Here is a 20566-nt window from a genome sequence, read left to right on the forward strand (position 1 = left end):
CATCATGACACATATTTAGCCGCAATCGCCTGCACACCCTGCGCCAGTGCTTGTAAACCGCTGGCGCGCGAAGTACTTAATTGCTGCCGTAACCCCAATAAGTCAAACAGTGCCAGGGGATTTTCTGCCAATACTTGCTGTGGTGTTTTGCCTTCTACGGCTGTCAGAATAACAGCCAGCAACCCTCGAACAATGCGGCCCTCGCTGTCACCGTAGAAATGTAAGCGCCCATCCGGCAAGCATTCATGCCCCAACCACACCCGGTTTTCACAGCCCGTCAATTCCAATTCATTTTGCTTTAATGATTCTGGCAATGGCGGGAGCTGCTTGGCCAGCAAGATTAACTGGCGGTAGCGATCTTCCCACTGTTTATGGGCACTGAACGTTTCCAGCAAATTGGCGGCAGTAATATCGTGCCCAAAGGGGTGTGGAGCAATCATCATTTTTTTCTCTTATTAGCGAAATTATTATCTACCAGTTGTTAATCTTGTAATAATTCCAGCGCCTTGGCGATCGCTGAACACAGTGTTTCAACATCTTTTTCGGTATTATAAGGCGCAAAAGAAGCACGCAAACTGCCACTGACTCCTAGCGCCGCCATTAATGGTTGTGCGCAATGTTGGCCGGCGCGCAGCGCGATCCCTTGTTCTGCCAATAGCGTGACTAAATCGCTGTGGTGGACACCATCAAAAGTGAATGCAAGCAAGCTTGATTGCTGACAACGGAAGCTACGGAAACCCGGTAATTGAGCCAGTTTATTCTCCGCTAAAGTCGCCAGTTTTTGGCTATAGATTTCGGCCTCACCCAGATCAATATGTTCCAGCCAACTCAATACCGCCGAGAAACCAATCACACCCGCAATATTAGGAGTGCCAGCTTCAAAGCGGTAAGGCACTTCATGGGGGGTAAAACCGCCGAATGAGGCGTGGGTAAGCATTTTACCGCCGCCTTGCCAGGCGGGCATTTCTTTCAGCAGTTCAGATTTGCCATACAGCACGCCAATGCCGGTCGGCCCATACAATTTGTGAGCGGAAAAAGCATAAAAATCAATATCAAGTGCTTGAACATCTGCTGGGCTATGAACAATTCCTTGTGCGCCATCGACCATCACGATGCAGTCATGTTGATGGGCGAGTTCAATGGCTTCTGTTAATTGCGGGCTACCGCCTGTCACATTAGACATCTGGCCTAGCGCCAATATTCGGGTTTTATTGCTGAATAACTGCGGTAATAGTTGTAGGTCGGGCAGATGATCGAGGCCAATGGGTAATTTAATGATTCTTGCGCCTGTTTGTTCGGCAACCATAAGCCAGGGTATTAAATTGGCATGATGTTCTGCTTCGCTGACAATGATTTCATCCCCAGCCTGTAGGCGGGGGCGAGCATAACTTTGCGCGACCAGATTGATGGCTTCGGTTGTGCCGCGAGTCCAAACAATATTTTCTGCGTCCGGCGCATTAATAAAGTCAGCTACCTGCTGGCGGGTTTCTTCAAAACGAACGGTCAAGGACAACGCCGATTGATGTTGGCTGCGGTGTACTGTCGCGGAGTCTTGTTGATAAAACAACTGGGTAGCTTCAATCATGGCGCGCGGTTTCAGGGCCGTCGCTGCACTGTCCAGATAGATTATTTCATCGTTAATTGCCGGGAATTCCTGGCGAAAATCCGTTGGATTAAAAGACTTCATTCTGTTGTTCGCATCCTTTGATTCACTTCGGAACTGTCTCATTTTAGCTACAATTAGCCCACTAATGGCCCTGATGGCTGGCAATATGACTCAAGAGGGTTATGCTAAATAGTAACGGACATAACCATTTGTCTGGTAATGGAAACGATTTTTTTAGCATTTTAATCTGCAAGGAGTCACCCATGAAAAAGACAGCTGCCGTAATTTCTGCACTTATGCTCACTTTTACCTTAGCAGCCTGTTCAAGCAACTATGTGATGCACACTAATGATGGTCGCACTATCGTTGCTGATGGTAAACCTAAAGTAGATGACGACACTGGGATGATAAGCTACACCGATGCCAATGGCACCGAACAGCAAATTAATCGCTCAGAAGTCAAAGAAATGGCTGAGGGCAAGTAGTTAAGCCGCTATGTTGTTTTCGAAAGAAACCTGATATGTCTGGCATTCTCTGCAACAACTTAAATTTAAGCTTAACTCTGTGCAATACCAAGTGGCGCTTACATTTAGGTTTTAAAAATAAGTCAGTGCTGGGAATAGGGCAAAAAAAAGCACCGCAAAAATTGCGGTGCTGCATAAAATCACTATGGACAGACAGGGTAAATGTACAGGAAGTGAAAAAAAAACAGTAGCTTAGCTACTATGTCTGGTACACCAGACCATTTGCAAACACAACATCACAACCACAAAGCCAAAAGCAATTCAGTACCTGGATACTAAACCTACTTTTCGTTCCGGCTTGGGAAGTGCCGCCACTATAGGTATTTGCTGGCGCATCATCAACGGACAATTTATAATGTCTCGGATTACAAAAACTAATAAGTAAACAAAGGGTCTTACCTGTAGGTGAGCCGTTATAAAAAAGTATCCAATTCATGTCAAAACGATTACCACCACTGAATGCCTTGCGGGTCTTTGATGCGGCCGCACGCCACCTGAGTTTTACTAAAGCTGCTGATGAATTATTTGTCACGCAAGCTGCTGTTAGCCACCAGATAAAGTCACTGGAGGATTTTCTCGGGCTAAAACTGTTCCGTCGGCGTAACCGTTCTCTATTGCTGACCGAAGAAGGCCAGAGTTATTACCTCGATATCAAAGAGATTTTCACCTCTATCAATGAAGCCACTCGCAAATTGCAGGCACGCAGCGCCAAAGGTGCTTTGACTGTCAGTCTTCCCCCCAGTTTTGCTATTCAATGGTTGGTTCCTCGCCTTTCTGGATTCAATGCCGCTTATCCGGGCATTGATGTCAGGATCCAAGCGGTGGATCGGGAGGAGGACAAACTTGCTGATGATGTGGATGTGGCGATATTTTATGGTCGGGGAAATTGGACCGGTTTGCGTACTGAACGTCTGTATGCCGAATTCTTGCTTCCTGTTTGTGCTCCCAGCCTACTAATGGGCGATAATGGATTAAAAGTACCCGCAGATCTGGCTAATCATACCCTGTTGCATGATACTTCCCGCCGAGATTGGATGGCGTATACCCGTCAATTGGGTGTACCGCAGATTAACGTGCAGCAAGGCCCCATATTTAGCCACAGTGTGATGGTGGTTCAGGCCGCTGTTCATGGTCAAGGTATTGCGCTGGTGAATAATGTTATGGCGCAATCTGAGATTGAAGCAGGGCGATTGGTGTGCCCGTTTAATGACGTGCTGGTAAGTAAAAATGCTTTTTATCTGGTTTGTCATGACAGTCAGGCAGAACTGGGTAAAATAGCCGCCTTTCGTCAGTGGATACTGGCAAGAGCAGCTAGCGAGCAGGAAAAACTCCGTTTTCGCTACGACAACTAATTTTAATTATTACCAGGCGATATTAATTTAAGGTTAATGACGATGAATGGTCGTTTAATGCTGATATTTGCCGCCCTGAGCGGTTTTTTCTATGTTGCTTTCGGTGCCTTTGGGGCTCATGTATTGAGTGCCTCGTTGGGAGCGAATGAAATGGCTTGGATTCATACCGGGCTGGAGTATCAGGGGTTCCATACATTGGCTATCCTGGCACTCGCGGTTGCAATGCAACGGCAGATAAGTATTTGGTTTTACTGGAGTGGAGCCTTGTTAGCGCTCGGAACGCTACTCTTTAGTGGCAGTTTATACTGCCTGGCTCTATCGCACCTGAAACTGTGGGTATATATCACGCCAGTGGGCGGAGTATGTTTTCTGGCGGGATGGATTTTGATGTTGATTGGCGCGCTGCGTCTAAGAAAAAGGGCAGAACGCCATGAATAATAAAATTGCTTTATATTGCCGCTCAGGCTTTGAGAAAGAGTGTGCGGCGGAAATTACCGCCAAAGCAGCACAGCTTGAAATCTTTGGCTTCGCGCGGGTAAAAGAAAACAGCGGTTATGTGCTATTTGAATGCTATCAGTTGGAAGATGCGGATCGTTTGATTCGTCAAGTACCATTCCGCGAATTGATTTTCGCCCGCCAGATGATGGTTGTGGGTGAGCTATTGAAAGATTTACCGCCGGAAGATCGAGTTTCGCCCATTGTTGGTATGTTGGTCGGTGTTGTCGAAAAAGCCGGTGAACTTCGGGTTGAAGTTGCTGATACCAATGAAAGCAAAGAGTTACTTAAGTTTTGCCGTAAGTTGACAGTGCCGCTGCGTAGCGCAATGCGTGAACAAAAAATTCTGTCTGCTCGTGAGAACGCACACCGGCCAGTGGTGCATGTGTTCTTTATTGCCTCGGGCTGTTGTTATGTGGGTTATTCTTACAGCAACAATAACTCCCCGTTTTATATGGGGATCCCGCGTCTTAAGTTCCCATCTGACGCGCCAAGCCGCTCAACCTTAAAACTGGAAGAAGCTTTCCACGTATTTATTCCACAAGATGAATGGGAAGAGCGATTGGCCAGCGGTATGCATGCTGTTGATTTAGGTGCTTGCCCTGGAGGTTGGACTTATCAGCTAGTGCAGCGCAGCATGATGGTTCAGGCTATTGATAATGGCTTGATGGCACAAAGTTTGATGGATACCGGGCAGGTTACGCATCATCGTGTTGATGGTTTTAAATATGAACCCACGCGCAGTAATATTTACTGGTTAGTATGCGATATGGTGGAGAAACCGGCCAAAGTAAGCCAACTTATTATCAAATGGTTGGTGAATGGTTGGTGCCGTGAGGCGATTTTCAACCTAAAATTACCGATGAAAAAGCGTTTTGAAGTTGTTTCAGAAAATCTGGAAATGATTGATGAACAGCTAAAAGAGAATGGCATTAATGCCCATATTCAGGCCAAACAGCTCTATCATGACCGCGAAGAAGTCACGGTACATGTGCGCCGTATCTGGTCTGGTGTGCCGGGCCGCCGTGATGAGCGTTTTTAAATTTTAGTGATAGACCTGTCTGTCTTACGCACAAGGGGCCAATTGGCCCCTTTGTTTTTATGCTGATATCATCGATTTAAACGCAATTGCTGCAAATTGCCGCTTAATGGCAAATCAGTTTTTAGTGTCGCAATTTGCTTACAAATAAAGGCCATCTCTTGGTGCTGTTGCAACTTTTTGCGCCATTTCTCCGGTATTGAATCTAGTTGCTGATAGAGTTCCTCCAGGCTGCTGGCTTGTTGTAATAACAGTGTGGCGGTTTTTGCTCCAATACCAGCAACCCCCGGAATTTTGCTGCTACTTATCCCAGCGAGCCCCCAGTAGTCAGGCAATTGGTACGGTAATACACCAAATTCTTGCTTTACGAACGGCATATCCAGCCAGCGTTTTTGGAAGTAATCGCGAATCTGCACATTCGGTGCTAACAGCTGGCAATAGCCTTTGTCGGTCGAAACAATCGTTACTTGATGCCCAGCTCCACCAATTTTTATTGCCAATGTTGCAGCCAGGTCATCAGCTTCATTGCCCGGTGAACTCCAGCAATTAACCCCTAATGAATGGAATGCTTCACGGATCAGCGGCATTTCTTGTTGCAGATTATCTGGCATCGGTGAGCGACCCGCTTTGTAATCGGGCAAGCGTTGATGACGCCAGCTATCCGAGCGGTCATCTTCATCAAAAACGGCGACTGCATGTGTTGGTTGGCTATGTGAAAGCAACTGTTGCAGTGCATGCTGACAAGCATTCACACAAGGTGAACCTTGCACCGCGTGAATGCGGCGAATTAGGTTAAGGGCATCGACGATCAGAAGGTGAATTTGCATGGACTGTCTAAAAACCTATCCCATAAGGGCTATTTTATTGGTCATTCTTTACTATAAAGAGCGAACCTGCAGGGGTTCAAATAACTTTTAGGTAGCGCCAGCCGAGGGAGTGTGCCCGCGCTACCGGTGAAAGTTATTTATTTTTTAACTACAAATTTCATAGCAAGGTGTGTAAGCACTGCCCGGTAATTTCATTCGTTGCTGGATAATAAAACCTTGCAGTAATTGATCCATTTGCTTCATCAGTAGTGGGTCACCGTGCAATTTGAATGGTCCATGAGCTTCAATCGCATGAATCCCGACTTCTTTGACGTTACCCGCCACAATACCGGAGAAAGCACGGCGTAATGCTGCCGCCAGCTTCTCAGGGGCTTGATTATGGGATAAATCCAGATTCGCCATATTTTCATGGTTTGGCTCGAAAGGATGCTGCAAATCTGGCTCAATACGAATAGACCAGTTAAAACTATAAGCATCACCAGTATTACGGCGATTCTCTTTCACCAATGGCATGGCTTTCTTCATCTGACGCGCGACTTCATCGGGATCATCAATAATTATTTGGTAGTATTTACGTGCTTCATCACCCAGCGTGTTCATGATGAATTCGTCCACGACCCTGAAATAATCTGCGCTCTCTTTAGGCCCCGTCAGGATCAGGGGTAAAACCTGCTCCTTATTATGGGGGTTCATCAGAATGCCTAACAAATAAAGCAATTCTTCTGCTGTCCCCACGCCGCCAGGGAAAATAATAATGCCATGGGCGATACGGACGAAAGCTTCTAGCCGTTTTTCAATGTCTGGCATGATAATTAGCTCATTGACTAACGGGTTTGGTGGCTCTGCGGCAATGATTGACGGCTCGGTCATCCCGATAAAGCGGCCTTGTCTGTAACGTTGTTGGGCATGACCAACAGCGGCACCTTTCATCGGTGCTTCCATCGCCCCTGGCCCACAGCCAGTACAGATATTCAATTCACGCAAACCCAATTGGCTGCCAACTTTTCGGGCATACAAGTATTCGGTTTCATTGATTGAATGGCCGCCCCAGCACACAATCATATTGGGGTCTTCATCAAGATGCAGGGCACGGGCATTACGCAAAATTGAAAAGACCAGGTTGGTCAAATGGCTGGAGTTTTCCATATTCAGATGTTGGAAACGCCCAGCGTTTACGATTTGACCATTCACAAACAGGATGTCACGCAAGACTGCGAACAGATTTGCCTGCAAAGAGCGAATAATTTTACCATCAACAAAAGCATGCTCTGGTGGATTAACCAGTTCGAGTTTTACACCGCGTTCGCGGCGAAGCACGTTGATATCAAAGGATTCATAGCGAGATAAAAGTTCTTTGCTGTTATCGGTCAGGCTACCTGAATTGAGAACAGCCAATGAGCAATTACGGAATAAGCGGTACAGATCACTGCTGGCTGTGCGCTTGAGCATATCCACTTCGAGCTGTGACAACAGATCCATTGAGCCGAGTGGGCTGACATGTGTAATCAAAGTTACTCCTTTACACCCTTGAGGGTGGTAGTGCCTGTGTATCAGAGTGTTGCTTTCTGTTTTCCGTGGAATATCAGAGGCCACTAAGTATCCATTACTGATTCTTATACTGAAAATAGCATGAGAAACCTATAAATAACCTTAACGTCGCTGCTCATTTTTTGCCAATACTAACGTGCTGCTGGTGATAAAGTTGCGCATCGGTACGCATTTATTGCCGTGCAAGGCGGCCAGTTGATGGCACAAAATCAGTATTGGAACGCCAGGGATTAATATCCAGCCCTCCGCGACGAGTATAACGCGCATAGACAGACAATGTTTCTGGCCGACAAAAATGCATTATGTCATTGAAAATGCGCTCGACACATTGCTCGTGAAACTCATTGTGATGGCGGAAAGAGACCAGATAGCGGAGTAGGGCTTCCCGGTTAATCTGTGGGCCGCTGTAGCTGATTTGGACTGACCCCCAGTCCGGTTGGTGAGTTATCAAGCAGTTGGACTTAAGCAAGTGGCTGACCAGACTCTCTTTAACGTAATGATTACCCGCAGCGCCGTGCAGATAATCGGCGTTGAACTCATAGTTATCAATGCGAATATCTTGTTGGTCCAGACATTCCCCCGTGAAATTGGCAATCGGTTGATGTGCTATTTCATCCAGGCGGTATAGCCTGACACTGACATCCCCTTGAGCACAGGCGGATAAATCCCGCTGCAAAGTGGTTTGTACACTTTCCCAATCCGCAAAAGTGGTTTGGTTAAAACTGTTGAGATAAAGCTTAAAACTCTTTGATTCAATGAGATTAGCACTATCAGCATTTAGGCTAATTTCACCCACAGCAACTTGTGGTAAGCCCTTACTGTTTAGCCAGGACAGCTCATACAACGTCCAGATATCCGCGCCATGAAAAGGCAGGTTATCCGGATATAAGCCGAGAGGTTCGCGGTTCATGCTGCGTGGCACGGCCTGTAATAAGGTTACGTCATAGTGATCGCGGTATGCAGTCGGTTTGCCTAGCGTCAGTTCCGCCAGAGCCTTGTGGTCTTGATATGAAGACATGCTGTTCCCATGATGAGAGAAAGGTACAATAGCTGTAGTTTATCAATTAATGCCGCGTTTAACTGCATTTCTGAGTGAGGGCTATGCCCACCTGGGTGCAGCGCAAGCCGCCGCGATACAGAGAATAATAATGGATCAGAACGTTTCAACGGCACTCAAGAGCTTTACTCAACGTTATATTGATTTATGGCAGCAACAAACCGGGCGACCACCAGCCAGTGAGGAACTGTATGGCGTTCCTTCTCCGTGCAATATAGAAACTGAGGATAATCAGGTGTTTTGGTTACCACAACCTTTTGCCGCGGACGCCAATCTTACTAATATTGAACGGGCACTGGAGATTCAGCTTCACCCCGATATTCATGAGTTTTATACCCAGCAATATGCCGGCGATATGAAAGCAGATTTAGGTGATCACCGCTTTACCTTGCTGCAAGTCTGGAGTGAAGATGATTTTATCCGTTTACAGGAGAATCTCATTGGCCATTTGGTAACACAAAAAAGGCTAAAACTCTCACCGACCCTGTTTTTGGCGACAACAGAATCAGATATGACCATGGCCTCATTGTGTAATGTCACTGGTAATGTGGTATTAGAGGAGTTTGGTAGCGGAAAACGTACATTACTGGCATCAACTCTCACTCATTTTTTGGATGCATTACGGCCAGTATTTCCTGAATAAATAAATGGTTATCAATTATTCCAATGCAGCCCGTGTGAGAGATCTCGCACACGGGCTGTGAGACATCACTTCTATTCATTCTATGTGAAATTATTGTGTTCTATTTATCTTCAATAAAATCATTTTGTTATAAACATTCATTTTTTTATATATAAAAGTATCTCATCATTATTCTGGTGGTACCTTGTCTCTCTTTGTTGATTAAGCGATCCTTTACTCGCCGGATAGGATCTGGTCGAGAAGGACGGTATCGGGATGATGCCACTTCAGGATGAAGAACACAGGGACTGCTTAGGATGAGTGAAGGGATGTTTCAGGACGAAACAAAGGACACCTCCAGGATGGAGATTGAGAGCCAGTTCAGGATGATTGGTGGGTTAGGATAACTTTAGGATTGACGCCGGGATGGTGTAGGACAACGCGACGGATTGCTGGTTAGGATAACCGCACGGAAAAGTTTTCAAGGATTGAGCAGGGAGCATCACTTTTAGCTGGATTGCTATAAAACGAATAGAGGGGTACTGGTAAAACAGTACCCCTTTTTTTATCTGTATCTTTTCAACTTATACCTATCGTCTAGGGGGTATTTGGGCATCTTCTTCTTCAATGGTATGCTTGGCCGCCGTTGAACCAGCCCGGTAAATGGTTATTTTTTGGTTGAGAGTATAATCATGAATACAGAAAATCAGGTGCGTCAGAGCCTACAGAATATCGAGCTTGCCATGCGGGCAATTGATCTTTGGCAATCCGTTCCTCCAGTAGTCGAGGCTTTTGAAAGTAATGAGCCTTTCAGCATTGATACCATGGATGCTGAGCAGTGGTTGCAATGGGTACTTATTCCTCGGATGTATGCATTGTTGGAATCGAAAGGGCCACTCCCGACGCGTTTTGCCATTACACCCTACTTTGAAGAGGCGCTGAGTGGTGAGGGTCGCCCAGATTGCAGCTTACTGCTGGTAGAATTACAGCGCCTCGATGACCTACTGAATAAAGAAAGTCACTAATGTTGGAAATACTTTATCAAGATGAACATATCGTGGCGGTTAATAAACCGGCCGGTTGGCTTGTCCACCGCAGTTGGTTGGATAGCAACGAAACGGTATTTGTCATGCAAACGGTACGCGACCAAATTGGCCAGCATGTTTATACCGTCCATCGCCTGGATCGCCCGACGTCGGGTGTGTTGCTAATGGCGCTGTCCAGCGATGTGGCCCGTGCTCTTTCGTTACAATTTGAACAGCATCAGATTCAGAAAACATATCACGCGGTTGTACGTGGATATGTACTGGAAGATGGCACGATTGATTACGAGATGACCGAAGAGTTAGACAAAATCGCGGATAAATTTTCCCGGCCAGATAAAGCCCCGCAGCCTTCAGTTACCCATTATCATGCACTGGCTCAAGTGGAAGTGCCTATTGCCATTGGGCGCTATGACACTGCGCGCTTTAGCTTAATGGAATTAAAGCCAGAAACGGGGCGTAAGCACCAGCTACGGCGGCATATGGCGCACATTCGCCACCCGATCATCGGTGACAGCACCCATGGCGATTTACGCCAAAATCGTGGAATTGCGGAGCATTTTGATTGCTCGCGGCTCATGCTTCATGCCAGCCATTTGAATCTGAATCACCCCGTGACCGGAGAGCCACTCAGCTTGACTGCGCGCTGGGATGATTCCTGGCAACAACTGATGTCACATTTTAGGTGGCAGGGTATTGTCCCTCATCTTGAAAGGGTTGAGTTTCCAGCAACTGCAGGTCAGGATAGTGCGTAATTTTTCTCGTCAAAAGGAAATATTTTTATGGCTCAGGTCGGGATTTTTGTCGGCACGGTCTACGGCAACGCGCTATTAGTGGCGGAAGAAGCTGAGAATATACTGAAAGAACAGGGGCATGAGGTCAAAGTGTTTGATGAAGGCACCTTAGAGGCCTGGCAGTATTATCGCCAACATTATGCTCTGGTGGTGACGTCGACAACCGGGCAGGGAGATTTTCCTGACAGTATTGCTTCGCTCTTTGCCGCTGTGCGCGATCAAGTTGGATTCCAGCCTGAGTTGCGTTATGGCGTCATTGCGCTGGGTGACAGCAGTTATGATAGTTTTTGCGGTGCCGGGCGTGCATTTGATGAATTATTGCAAGAGCAGGGTGCGACGAGAATTGGCGAAAGGCTAGAAATTGATGCTATTGAGCATCCGGAGCCAGAGGTGTTTTCCGCCTCGTGGGTGGAGCAGTGGGGCCGCTTGCTTCAGTAAAATAACCCTCATAATTCAACTCGAATTATTTAGGCTATATATCTCTATTCATGAAATTGCAGGTGAGAGCGATGTTTATTCACCTGCAACTCCAGTGACTTTAGCAATATTAAAAACCAGATTTAGCGACCGTTGGTCAGTTTTTCCAGATCAGCTTCAATTTCAGCAATCTTATTGGTCACTACACTCTCTAAATGACGCAAGTCATCCAGAATCTTACGTTTCAAATCAACTTCAACTTGATCGCGTTTGCACAGTTGGTCAAGTTCATCAATGACATAACGTAGATTTGGGTTGATTTCATTGATTTCTTTATAGCCATGGCCGGCATTATCAGCAACCACAGTTTTGCGTTGGCGTGGGTATTTGAACTTCACACTCTTAGCAAAAAATTCACCTTTATCTTTGCGGAAGTAAATTTTCAGAATGTCGTTATTGGCCTCCTGACGCAGGCTATAGCGATCGACATCTTCTGGTTGTGTGATTCCTAAGCTTTTCAGATTGTCATACATAGCGCCACCTTTTTAGTTTTATATTCCACAGTTTATGATTATGACGGTAATTTTCGCCAAAAAATGTGATTAGGTCACAAGGCAAAAAAATAGCGGGGGATTAGCCCGCTATCTTCAATCTTAGTCGATGGTGCGTAATAACTCATTAATACCGACTTTCCCTCGAGTTTTCGCGTCCACTTTCTTCACGATAACCGCGCAGTACAGGCTGTAGCTGCCGTCTTTTGATGGCAGATTACCTGAAACGACGACAGAACCAGCGGGAACACGGCCATAATGGATTTCGCCGGTTTCACGGTCATAAATACGGGTGCTTTGACCAATGAAAACACCCATGGAAATAACCGAGCCTTCCTCAACAATAACCCCTTCGACCACTTCTGAACGCGCGCCGACAAAGCAGTTGTCTTCGATAATGGTCGGGTTAGCTTGCAGTGGCTCCAATACGCCACCAATGCCAACGCCACCAGACAGATGAACGTTCTTACCAATTTGCGCACAAGAACCGACAGTTGCCCAAGTATCTACCATGGTGCCTTCATCAACAAAAGCACCGATATTGACGTAGGACGGCATCAATACAGTATTCCGCGCAATAAATGCGCCTTTACGCACGGTTGCCGGTGGCACGACACGGAAACCTTCACGCTGGAAACGTGCTTCATCATAACCCGCAAACTTCATCGGGACTTTATCGTAGTAACGCGTTTCTGCGCCTTCCATGACCTGGTTGTCATTGATGCGGAAAGACAGCAGCACGGCTTTTTTCAGCCATTGGTGAGTAACCCATTGGCCATCAATCTTTTCTGCAACACGTAGAGCGCCGGTATCCAGCAGATCAATCACGTGGTTAATCGCTTCGCGCGTTACGGTGTCGACATTTGCCGGGGTGATATCTGCACGGCGCTCGAAAGCGGTTTCAATAACGTTCTGTAGTTGCTGCATCCTGTTTTTTCCCATCGTAAGAAAAATTAATGACTAAAAAGATATTTGTATCACAGTTTATCGTTCGGATTGAGGGTATCTGTCAATCGTTGTGCTAATTCACGACGAGTTTCAATGCTTAAAGCACGGCGATCCCTATCTGCTAACACAAACAAATCCTCCACTCGCTCGCCGATTGTGGTGATACGCGCGCTATGCAGTGATAGCCCTAAATCAGCAAAAATGTCACCAACACGCGCCAGTAAGCCCGGCTGGTCGAGCGCAATGAGCTCCAGATAGGTCCGGCGTTCATTGTGCGTTGGCAAAAAATTGGTTTCAGTCGGTACGCTGAAATGCCGCAATTTGGGTGATATCCGTCTGACACGTGGGTGTTGGTAGTTTTGTCGCGTCATCGCTTGCTGCAAAGCATGGATGATAATAGGGTGCCTATCTTGTGCCAATGGGCTGCCATCCGGCTCCAACACAATAAAAGTATCCATCGCCATGCCATCTCGATTAGTAAAAATCTGTGCGTCATGGACACTTAGGTTTCGACGATCCAATTCACCAACAACAGCAGCAAATAACGACGGGCGATCAGGGCACCAAATAAAGATCTCGGTTCCACCACGAGTGGCCTGGCGGCTTACCAGCACCAATGGTTTGGTTGAGTCATGCTCCAGTAAATGGCGGGCATGCCAAGCTAATTGATTGGGTGAATGGCGCAGGAAGTAATCCGCTCTACAGCGGCTCCAGATACGGTGCAGCGCTTCTTCATCAATATTATCCATGCGCAGCAATGCCAGCGCTTGTAACCGATGATGGCGGACGCGTTCGCGTAAATCCGGGCTGTTTTGCATACCGCGGCGCAGTTGCTTCTCTGTAGCGAAATAAAGTTCGCGTAGCAGGCTTTGTTTCCAACTATTCCACAGGTTTTCATTGGTGGCACAAATATCGGCCACTGTCAGGCTGACTAAGTAGCGCAGGCGGGTTTCACTTTGCACCTCTGCGGAGAATTGCTGAATAACTGCCGGGTCTTGAATATCTCGGCGTTGAGCTGTAACTGACATCAATAAATGGCAACGGACTAGCCAGGCGACTAATTGGGCCTCGCGTGAGTTCAGCCCATGTTGCTCGGCAAATTCCAGTACATCGTGAGCGCCCAATATTGAATGGTCGCCACCACGTCCTTTGGCTATATCGTGGAACAGCGCCGCGAGCAGCAATAATTCAGGCTGAGGCAAACGCGGATAAAGTTCGACACAAAGAGGGTGACGCGGGCGGGTTGTTTCATCGGCGAAACTTTCGAGTTTAAGTAACACCCGGATAGTGTGCTCATCGACGGTATAAGCATGAAACAGGTCAAATTGCATTTGCCCGACAATACTGCCCCATTGCGGCATATAGGCCCACAGCACACTGTGGCGATGCATAGGTAACAGCGCACGGGAAACCGCCCCAGGGTGGCGCAAAATGGCCATAAACAGCCTGCGTGCTTCAGGGATATGACATAATGACTGTTTTAGATGCCGACGGGCATGGCGTAAACGGCGCACGGTGGTGGAGTAAATGCCTTTGATATCCTGATTGCGCACCATGAGATAGAACATGCGCATAATAGCTTCAGGTTTCTCAACAAAGAGATTTTCATCACGCAGATCGATTAAATCGCCACGCAACTGAAATTCATCATCCAGCGGGCGGGGTTTCTCATTGGCATCCAGCGCCAATATGGCTTCATCAAATAGCTGTAACAGCATGTTGTTCAGTTCACTGACCCGGCGCGTCATGCGATAAAAATCTTTCATCATGCGCTCGACTGGCTCATTTCCTTCGCCCTGATATTGTAAAAGTTGAGCAACACTCAGTTGGCGGTCAAATAACAAGCGGTTGTCGTAGCGGGTCAGTACCAAATGCAATGCAAAGCGGATGCGCCATAAAAAACTTTGGCTTTCAATCAGTTCATTGCGCTCGGCTTTAGTGAGAAAACCAAAATCAACCATCTCACTTAAGGATGTGGCCCCAAAATGGCGACGGGCAACCCACTGTAAGGTATGAATATCCCTTAATCCACCGGGGCTGCTTTTAATATCTGGCTCCAGATTATAACTGGTGCCGTGATAGCGTTTATGCCGTTCTTGTTGCTCTACTACTTTGGCATGGAAAAATTGGGGGGAGGGCCAGAAGTTTTCGCTAAAAATATGTTTTTGCATCTGTAGGAACAGGGCGACATCGCCACAAATTAGACGCGATTCAATCATATTGGTGGCAACAGTGAGGTCGGCCAAACCTTCCAGCAAACACTCTTCCAGGGTGCGCACACTATGACCGACTTCCAGCTTCAGATCCCATAACAACGTAATTAATTGGCCGACTCGCGGAGCTTGTTCGTCGTTCAGGTGTTGTTTGGTCAGAATCAGGACATCGATATCGGACAGTGGGTGCAATTCACCACGACCATAACCGCCGACGGCCACCAGCGCGGTTTCTGGCACATCATCAAAGCCATAGAATGTCCACAGTCGCCGCAACAGGCGGTCGATGTAATCACTGCGCGCAGCAATTAATGTCTCCGCACTGATGCCGCCATTAAATGCATCAGCCAACCAAGACTGAAAAGTCTCGAGCCGTTGCTTGAGTATCGGGCAATTAAGCTCGCTATCAAGATAGGTGGTCGGTGATGCGGGTTGCTCAGGAATAACCGGTGTGGGGATCAGCGATAGAGTATGCTCGGAGTGATTGTCAGACATATATTCCCCGTTGATAAAAAGACGCAACCCATAAAAAAGCCGGCGGATGCCGGCTTGTCATATTACTCGTGCGTTATGATGTTGGGGATGGTGTCATCCTTGCGCAACGTCATTATTTCGCAGCCGTTATCAGTTACCACAATAGTATGCTCATACTGCGCCGACAAGCTGCGATCTTTAGTTTTTACTGTCCAACCGTCTTTCATGGTGCGGATGCGGTAATCGCCAGCATTGACCATAGGTTCAATGGTGAAAGCCATACCGGCTTGTAGGACAACGCCACCGTCATCAGCATCGTAGTGCAGAACTTGTGGCTCTTCATGGAAGCCCTCACCAATGCCGTGACCACAATATTCACGGACGACAGAGAAGTTTTCCGCTTCTACAAATTTCTGAATTTCTTTACCTAAGGTACGCAGACGGATACCCGGTTTGACCATTTTGATCGCCAGATACAGGCTCTCTTGGGTCACCCGGCACAAACGCTCACCGAGGATGGTTGGCTTGCCGACAATAAACATTTTTGACGTGTCGCCATGGAAACCGTCTTTAATCACGGTCACGTCGATGTTCACTATATCGCCATCTTTCAGGACTTTTTCGTCACTTGGGATACCGTGGCAGATAACTTCATTGACAGAAATACAAACCGATTTCGGAAAGCCGTGATAACCAAGACAAGCTGAAATTGCTTGCTGGTGGTGGGTAATATGGTCGTGACAAATACGATCAAGTTCGCCAGTGGTGACGCCTGGTTTTACGTGAGGCTCAATGATTTCCAGCACTTCAGCAGCCAGGCGGCCAGCAACGCGCATTTTTTGAATATCTTCAGGTGTTTTGATTGAGATTGCCATGCAAAAGTGTCCGTAGGGGCTGTGAGTTTCAGCCGCCGTGATAATAAGCAGGTGAATAAATATCATATACCCTAAATAATTCGAGTTGCAGAAAGGCGGCAAGCGAGAGAGCCCCGATGAGCTTACATCAGTAAGTAATTCGGGTGATAGAGCGTAGCCAACACACATGCAGCTTGAAGTATGACGGGTATAAATAAAAAATCTGCGCTAATGGTATCAGCCCAGCAATTTGCTGCCAAATGTTCGTTTACAGTGACCGCATTAAATACAACAAAAGTTGGTGTGTTGTGGCTGTTTATGGTATAAAGCGCGCCGGCGAACCGTACTATTTTTCTTTATTATTGTTCTTGGGTCTCTCTAAGAGTTCCTTGGCATGTTCTGATAAGTAACGTGCTGTTTAGTCGAGTAATACCAATCGCACTCATATGTGTAAATAACACACACGTGTCGACACATACGCCGGGGTGCCCTAAAGTTTTTGATTATGATCAATAGCTTGTGGGGTCGGCGTTATGGGACACGTGGAGGCATAACCCCAACTGATACTATAGAGGTTTTAATCATGGCAACTGTTTCCATGCGCGACATGCTCCAGGCCGGTGTTCACTTCGGTCACCAGACCCGTTACTGGAACCCGAAAATGAAGCCTTTCATCTTCGGCGCACGTAACAAAGTTCACATCATCAACCTGGAAAAGACCGTACCATTGTTCAACGAAGCTCTGGCTGAATTGAAAAAGATCTCTTCCCGTAAAGGTAAGATCTTGTTCGTTGGTACTAAACGCGCAGCAAGCGAAGCGGTAAAAGAAGCTGCCAACAACTGCGACCAGTTCTTCGTGAACCATCGCTGGTTGGGCGGGATGCTGACTAACTGGAAAACCGTTCGTCAGTCCATCAAACGTTTGAAAGATTTGGAAATCCAGTCTCAAGACGGCACCTTTGACAAGCTGACCAAAAAAGAAGCGCTGATGCGTACTCGTGAACTGAACAAGCTGGAAAACAGCCTGGGCGGTATCAAAGACATGGGCGGCTTACCAGACGCATTGTTCGTTGTTGATGCTGATCACGAACACATCGCTATCAAAGAAGCTAACAACCTGGGTATCCCGGTATTCTCTATCGTTGATACTAACTCCGATCCAGATGGCGTTGACTTCATCATCCCAGGTAACGATGACGCAATCCGTGCAGTTAAACTGTACCTGAGCGCTGTTGCTACTGCCGTCACTGAAGGTCGTTCTCAAGATCTGGCCGTTCAAGCGGAAGAAAGCTTCGTAGAAGCTGAATAATAAGTCAGGCTCGTCGTGAGCCCTTATTAACCAGGTATTGAAATATGTTGGTTAGGGGGCCTTTATAGGCCCCCTTTGCGTATCTAATGTGAGATCTTGTTTTCACAAGAGAACCGAGGAAATTGAAATGGTTGCTATTACCGCTGCTTTGGTAAAAGAACTGCGTGAGCGTACTGCCGCAGGCATGATGGAATGTAAAAAGGCGTTGGTTGAAGCTAACGGCGACATCGAGCTTGCCATCGACAATATGCGTAAATCTGGTCAGGCTAAAGCTGCCAAGAAAGCAGGCCGTATCGCTGCTGAAGGTATTATCCTGGCTAAAATTTCAGCTGACGGCAAATTCGGTGTGATTCTGGAACTGAACTGCGAAACTGACTTCGTTGCTAAAGATGCTGGCTTCAAAGCATTCGGCGAAGAAGTGATCAACGCAGCTCTGGCTGACAAAATTGCTGATATCGACGTTCTGAAAGCTAAGTTCGAAGAACAACGCGCTAACCTGGTAGCTAAAATCGGTGAGAACATCAACATTCGCCGTGTTGCTGCTCTGGAAGGCGATGTTCTGGGGACTTATCTGCACGGTGCACGTATCGGTGTTATGGTTGCGGCAACTGGCGCTGATGAAGAGCTGGTTAAGCACATTGCTATGCACATCGCTGCAAGCAAACCTGAATATGTTAAGCCAGAAGATGTTCCTGCTGAAGTTGTTGCTCGTGAGCACCAAATCCAGTTGGACATCGCTATCGAATCCGGCAAACCACGTGAAATTGCTGAGAAAATGGTTGAAGGCCGTATGCGTAAGTTCACCGGCGAAGTTTCTCTGACTGGTCAGAACTTCGTTATGGACCCAAGCAAAACTGTTGGCGATCTGTTGAAAGAGCACAACGCTGACGTTGTAAACTTCATCCGCTTCGAAGTGGGCGAAGGCATTGAGAAAGTTGAGACTGACTTTGCTGCTGAAGTTGCAGCAATGAGCAAACAGTCTTAATGCTAAAAATGGGGCCGCCACCAGGCGGTTCCATTTTATCCACTCGATACCCGTCATATTTCAAGCTACAGGTGCGTTGACTGCTTTTGTTCATCTCAGTCACTTACTTATGTAAGCTCCTGAGGATTCGCTCAGTTGTCGTCTTCCTGCTACTCGAATTATAGAGGGTATAAGCTTAGGCTTGTCAGTTTTCAATGCCCAATATTGCTTTGAAATCCTGACAGTCAAGTCCCCAATATTATTACTGCTGCTTAGGACAGAACACCATGGCAACCAATGCAAAACCCGTATATCAGCGTATCCTGCTTAAGCTTAGCGGTGAAGCCCTGCAAGGCGCAGAAGGTTTTGGTATCGACGCAAGCGTTTTGGATCGCATGGCTCAAGAAGTTAAAGAGCTGGTCGAATTGGGCATTCAAGTCGGTGTGGTGATTGGCGGTGGTAACTTATTCCGCGGTGCCGGTTTGGCACAAGCTGGGATGAACCGCGTAGTGGGCGACCACATGGGAATGCTGGCTACCGTAATGAACGGCCTGGCAATGCGAGATGCACTGCACCGTGCCTATGTGAACGCCCGCCTGATGTCTGCTATTCCACTTAATGGTGTGTGTGATAATTACAGCTGGGCCGAAGCTATCAGCCTGCTGCGTCACAACCGTGTGGTCATTTTTGCTGCGGGTACGGGTAACCCATTTTTCACTACAGACTCCGCGGCTTGTCTGCGTGGTATCGAAATTGAAGCTGATGTTGTGTTAAAAGCAACAAAAGTCGATGGGGTTTACTCCGCAGATCCGGTGAAAAATCCTGACGCAACACTGTACGAACAGTTAACCTATCAGGACGTTTTAGAGCGTGAGCTGAAAGTTATGGATCTGGCGGCCTTCACTTTGGCCCGTGACCACAATCTGCCAATTCGTGTTTTCAACATGAATAAACCTGGCGCTCTACGCCGTGTGGTGATGGGTGAGAACGAAGGGACATTAATCACTAAAGAAGTGATATCGGCAGCTAAATAAGCGATTGTCCGTGTTGTCGAGGTCTGCCCCTAACGCCAGCAACTGTTGGTTTGTATATTCACTGGCTATACTCAAGGTATGGCCTGCCAAGTAACCAGTTTTCAAGGGTTCACAACGTGATTAACGAAATTAGAAAAGATACCGAAGTGCGTATGGAAAAATGCTTAGAAGCATTCCAGAATCACATCAGTAAGATCCGTACCGGCCGCGCTTCTCCTAGTATTCTTGATGGCATCCAGGTTGAGTATTATGGTACTGCAACGCCATTGCGCCAGTTGGCTAACATCGTCGTTGAAGACTCCCGGACTTTGGCTTTGACTGTTTTTGACCGTAGCCTCAGTGCCGCGGTTGAAAAAGCGATCATGACTTCTGATTTAGGCCTGAATCCTTCTTCTGCGGGCACCGTTATCCGTGTTCCATTGCCAGCATTGACAGAAGAACGCCGTAAAGACTTAATCAAAGTTGTTCGTGCAGAAGCAGAGCAGGGCCGCGTTTCTATTCGTAACGTGCGTCGTGATGCTAATGATAAAGTAAAAGCTTTGTTGAAAGATAAAGAGATCAGCGAAGACGAAGATCGTCGCTCTCAAGAAGACATACAAAAACTGACCGATGCCTTTATCAAGAAAGTTGATGCTGCATTGGCCGCTAAAGAAACCGAGTTGATGGATTTCTAATCCTTACTCGGCATGACAAAGCGCCGCTTAGTTGGCGCTTTGTTTTAGCGAATTCAATATGTTATTAGATTGATGCCGCGCCTATCATAATACCCTAAATAGTTCGAGTTGCAGGAAAGCGGCAATTGAGTGACAAATTGGTCGAAGACCGGTTTGAACAGCATTTATGCTCGCCCGCAGGGTGAGTCTCAAAGAGACTCATTATCCCGAAGAGCTTACAC

Annotated in this window: 21 protein-coding genes; 12 read left to right on the forward strand and 9 right to left on the reverse strand. The window is 47.0% G+C overall.

Annotated elements, in window-relative coordinates; all coding sequences use genetic code 11:
* Positions 1-2: 2 nt before the first annotated feature.
* Complete coding sequence (gene csdE, locus DX162_RS10505) at positions 3-443, reverse strand: cysteine desulfurase sulfur acceptor subunit CsdE (protein WP_032820369.1); 441 nt, start codon at positions 441-443, stop codon at positions 3-5.
* A gap of 38 nt (positions 444-481) precedes the next feature.
* Positions 482-1687 carry a cysteine desulfurase CsdA gene (gene csdA, locus DX162_RS10510; protein WP_004391723.1) on the reverse strand — a complete coding sequence of 402 codons (1206 nt, stop codon included), beginning with the start codon at positions 1685-1687 and terminating at the stop codon, positions 482-484.
* Positions 1688-1869: 182 nt separating this feature from the next.
* Here csdA and DX162_RS10515 point away from each other — a divergent pair, with 182 nt between their 5' ends.
* From DX162_RS10515 to rlmM, 4 genes are all read left to right on the forward strand, one after another.
* Positions 1870-2091 carry a YgdI/YgdR family lipoprotein gene (locus tag DX162_RS10515; RefSeq protein WP_032820367.1) on the forward strand — a complete coding sequence of 74 codons (222 nt, stop codon included), beginning with the start codon at positions 1870-1872 and terminating at the stop codon, positions 2089-2091.
* Positions 2092-2564: 473 nt separating this feature from the next.
* A complete protein-coding gene (locus DX162_RS10525) occupies positions 2565-3482 on the forward strand; it encodes a transcriptional regulator GcvA (RefSeq protein WP_049560416.1) in 918 nt (305 codons plus the stop codon).
* Between the two features lie 42 nt (positions 3483-3524).
* Positions 3525-3920, forward strand: coding sequence for a DUF423 domain-containing protein (locus DX162_RS10530; RefSeq protein WP_072076318.1), 396 nt, complete (start codon positions 3525-3527; stop codon positions 3918-3920).
* Entirely contained in the window at positions 3913-5019 is a 1107-nt protein-coding gene (gene rlmM, locus DX162_RS10535; protein WP_004391718.1) for a 23S rRNA (cytidine(2498)-2'-O)-methyltransferase RlmM, read from the forward strand. The genes DX162_RS10530 and rlmM overlap by 8 nt, the downstream gene beginning before the upstream one ends.
* 68 nt (positions 5020-5087) lie before the next feature.
* On the opposite strand, the gene xni is transcribed toward rlmM, so the two are convergent.
* From xni to queF, 3 genes are all read right to left on the reverse strand, one after another.
* On the reverse strand, positions 5088-5843 hold the full coding sequence (xni, locus tag DX162_RS10540) for a flap endonuclease Xni (protein ID WP_004391717.1): 756 nt from the start codon (positions 5841-5843) through the stop codon (positions 5088-5090).
* 144 nt (positions 5844-5987) lie between these two features.
* Positions 5988-7352 carry a nucleotide 5'-monophosphate nucleosidase PpnN gene (gene ppnN, locus DX162_RS10545; protein ID WP_004391716.1) on the reverse strand — a complete coding sequence of 455 codons (1365 nt, stop codon included), beginning with the start codon at positions 7350-7352 and terminating at the stop codon, positions 5988-5990.
* Between the two features lie 211 nt (positions 7353-7563).
* Positions 7564-8409: an NADPH-dependent 7-cyano-7-deazaguanine reductase QueF gene (gene queF, locus DX162_RS10550; RefSeq protein ID WP_004391715.1), complete on the reverse strand. Its 846-nt coding sequence runs from the start codon at positions 8407-8409 to the stop codon at positions 7564-7566.
* A gap of 130 nt (positions 8410-8539) precedes the next feature.
* Between queF and syd the strand changes: the two genes are divergently transcribed.
* The 4 genes from syd to DX162_RS10570 all read left to right on the forward strand — a co-directional run bounded on the left by syd (position 8540) and on the right by DX162_RS10570 (position 11345).
* Positions 8540-9091, forward strand: coding sequence for a SecY-interacting protein (gene syd / locus DX162_RS10555; protein ID WP_032820388.1), 552 nt, complete (start codon positions 8540-8542; stop codon positions 9089-9091).
* Positions 9092-9762: 671 nt separating this feature from the next.
* Complete coding sequence (locus DX162_RS10560) at positions 9763-10095, forward strand: YqcC family protein (RefSeq protein WP_032820365.1); 333 nt, start codon at positions 9763-9765, stop codon at positions 10093-10095.
* Complete coding sequence (truC, locus tag DX162_RS10565) at positions 10095-10868, forward strand: tRNA pseudouridine(65) synthase TruC (RefSeq protein ID WP_004391711.1); 774 nt, start codon at positions 10095-10097, stop codon at positions 10866-10868. The genes DX162_RS10560 and truC overlap by 1 nt, the downstream gene beginning before the upstream one ends.
* 27 nt (positions 10869-10895) lie before the next feature.
* On the forward strand, positions 10896-11345 hold the full coding sequence (locus DX162_RS10570; protein ID WP_004391710.1) for a flavodoxin: 450 nt from the start codon (positions 10896-10898) through the stop codon (positions 11343-11345).
* A 122-nt stretch (positions 11346-11467) separates the two neighbouring features.
* Here the strand turns inward: DX162_RS10570 and DX162_RS10575 are convergent, their stop codons facing one another.
* From DX162_RS10575 to map, 4 genes are all read right to left on the reverse strand, one after another.
* On the reverse strand, positions 11468-11857 hold the full coding sequence (locus DX162_RS10575; protein WP_004391709.1) for a DUF3461 family protein: 390 nt from the start codon (positions 11855-11857) through the stop codon (positions 11468-11470).
* A gap of 120 nt (positions 11858-11977) precedes the next feature.
* Positions 11978-12802, reverse strand: a complete 825-nt coding sequence (gene dapD, locus DX162_RS10580) for a 2,3,4,5-tetrahydropyridine-2,6-dicarboxylate N-succinyltransferase (RefSeq protein ID WP_004391708.1) — start codon at positions 12800-12802, stop codon at positions 11978-11980.
* A gap of 50 nt (positions 12803-12852) precedes the next feature.
* On the reverse strand, positions 12853-15531 hold the full coding sequence (glnD, locus tag DX162_RS10585) for a bifunctional uridylyltransferase/uridylyl-removing protein GlnD (RefSeq protein WP_004391707.1): 2679 nt from the start codon (positions 15529-15531) through the stop codon (positions 12853-12855).
* A 62-nt stretch (positions 15532-15593) separates the two neighbouring features.
* Positions 15594-16385 carry a type I methionyl aminopeptidase gene (map, locus tag DX162_RS10590; RefSeq protein WP_032820364.1) on the reverse strand — a complete coding sequence of 264 codons (792 nt, stop codon included), beginning with the start codon at positions 16383-16385 and terminating at the stop codon, positions 15594-15596.
* 562 nt (positions 16386-16947) lie between these two features.
* Between map and rpsB the strand changes: the two genes are divergently transcribed.
* The 4 genes from rpsB (at position 16948) to frr (ending at position 20345) form a co-directional block, all read left to right on the forward strand.
* Entirely contained in the window at positions 16948-17673 is a 726-nt protein-coding gene (rpsB, locus tag DX162_RS10595) for a 30S ribosomal protein S2 (protein ID WP_004391704.1), read from the forward strand.
* A 127-nt stretch (positions 17674-17800) separates the two neighbouring features.
* Positions 17801-18658 carry a translation elongation factor Ts gene (gene tsf / locus DX162_RS10600; protein ID WP_004391703.1) on the forward strand — a complete coding sequence of 286 codons (858 nt, stop codon included), beginning with the start codon at positions 17801-17803 and terminating at the stop codon, positions 18656-18658.
* Between the two features lie 266 nt (positions 18659-18924).
* Positions 18925-19671, forward strand: coding sequence for a UMP kinase (gene pyrH, locus DX162_RS10605; RefSeq protein WP_004391702.1), 747 nt, complete (start codon positions 18925-18927; stop codon positions 19669-19671).
* Between the two features lie 116 nt (positions 19672-19787).
* On the forward strand, positions 19788-20345 hold the full coding sequence (gene frr, locus DX162_RS10610; protein ID WP_004391701.1) for a ribosome recycling factor: 558 nt from the start codon (positions 19788-19790) through the stop codon (positions 20343-20345).
* Positions 20346-20566 lie beyond the last annotated feature (221 nt).

The organism is Yersinia kristensenii (assembly GCF_900460525.1).
GTDB classification, from domain to species: domain Bacteria; phylum Pseudomonadota; class Gammaproteobacteria; order Enterobacterales; family Enterobacteriaceae; genus Yersinia; species Yersinia kristensenii.

Bases quoted from the DNA above. Each gene is read 5' to 3' on its own strand.
- csdE (WP_032820369.1), bottom strand. From the start codon at position 443: ATGATGATTGCTCCACACCCCTTTGGGCACGATATTACTGCCGCCAAT.
- csdA (WP_004391723.1), bottom strand. From the start codon at position 1,687: ATGAAGTCTTTTAATCCAACGGATTTTCGCCAGGAATTCCCGGCAATT.
- DX162_RS10515 (WP_032820367.1), top strand. From the start codon at position 1,870: ATGAAAAAGACAGCTGCCGTAATTTCTGCACTTATGCTCACTTTTACC.
- DX162_RS10525 (WP_049560416.1), top strand. From the start codon at position 2,565: ATGTCAAAACGATTACCACCACTGAATGCCTTGCGGGTCTTTGATGCG.
- DX162_RS10530 (WP_072076318.1), top strand. From the start codon at position 3,525: ATGAATGGTCGTTTAATGCTGATATTTGCCGCCCTGAGCGGTTTTTTC.
- rlmM (WP_004391718.1), top strand. From the start codon at position 3,913: ATGAATAATAAAATTGCTTTATATTGCCGCTCAGGCTTTGAGAAAGAG.
- xni (WP_004391717.1), bottom strand. From the start codon at position 5,843: ATGCAAATTCACCTTCTGATCGTCGATGCCCTTAACCTAATTCGCCGC.
- queF (WP_004391715.1), bottom strand. From the start codon at position 8,409: ATGTCTTCATATCAAGACCACAAGGCTCTGGCGGAACTGACGCTAGGC.
- syd (WP_032820388.1), top strand. From the start codon at position 8,540: ATGGATCAGAACGTTTCAACGGCACTCAAGAGCTTTACTCAACGTTAT.
- DX162_RS10560 (WP_032820365.1), top strand. From the start codon at position 9,763: ATGAATACAGAAAATCAGGTGCGTCAGAGCCTACAGAATATCGAGCTT.
- truC (WP_004391711.1), top strand. From the start codon at position 10,095: ATGTTGGAAATACTTTATCAAGATGAACATATCGTGGCGGTTAATAAA.
- DX162_RS10570 (WP_004391710.1), top strand. From the start codon at position 10,896: ATGGCTCAGGTCGGGATTTTTGTCGGCACGGTCTACGGCAACGCGCTA.
- DX162_RS10575 (WP_004391709.1), bottom strand. From the start codon at position 11,857: ATGTATGACAATCTGAAAAGCTTAGGAATCACACAACCAGAAGATGTC.
- dapD (WP_004391708.1), bottom strand. From the start codon at position 12,802: ATGCAGCAACTACAGAACGTTATTGAAACCGCTTTCGAGCGCCGTGCA.
- glnD (WP_004391707.1), bottom strand. From the start codon at position 15,531: ATGTCTGACAATCACTCCGAGCATACTCTATCGCTGATCCCCACACCG.
- map (WP_032820364.1), bottom strand. From the start codon at position 16,385: ATGGCAATCTCAATCAAAACACCTGAAGATATTCAAAAAATGCGCGTT.
- rpsB (WP_004391704.1), top strand. From the start codon at position 16,948: ATGGCAACTGTTTCCATGCGCGACATGCTCCAGGCCGGTGTTCACTTC.
- tsf (WP_004391703.1), top strand. From the start codon at position 17,801: ATGGTTGCTATTACCGCTGCTTTGGTAAAAGAACTGCGTGAGCGTACT.
- pyrH (WP_004391702.1), top strand. From the start codon at position 18,925: ATGGCAACCAATGCAAAACCCGTATATCAGCGTATCCTGCTTAAGCTT.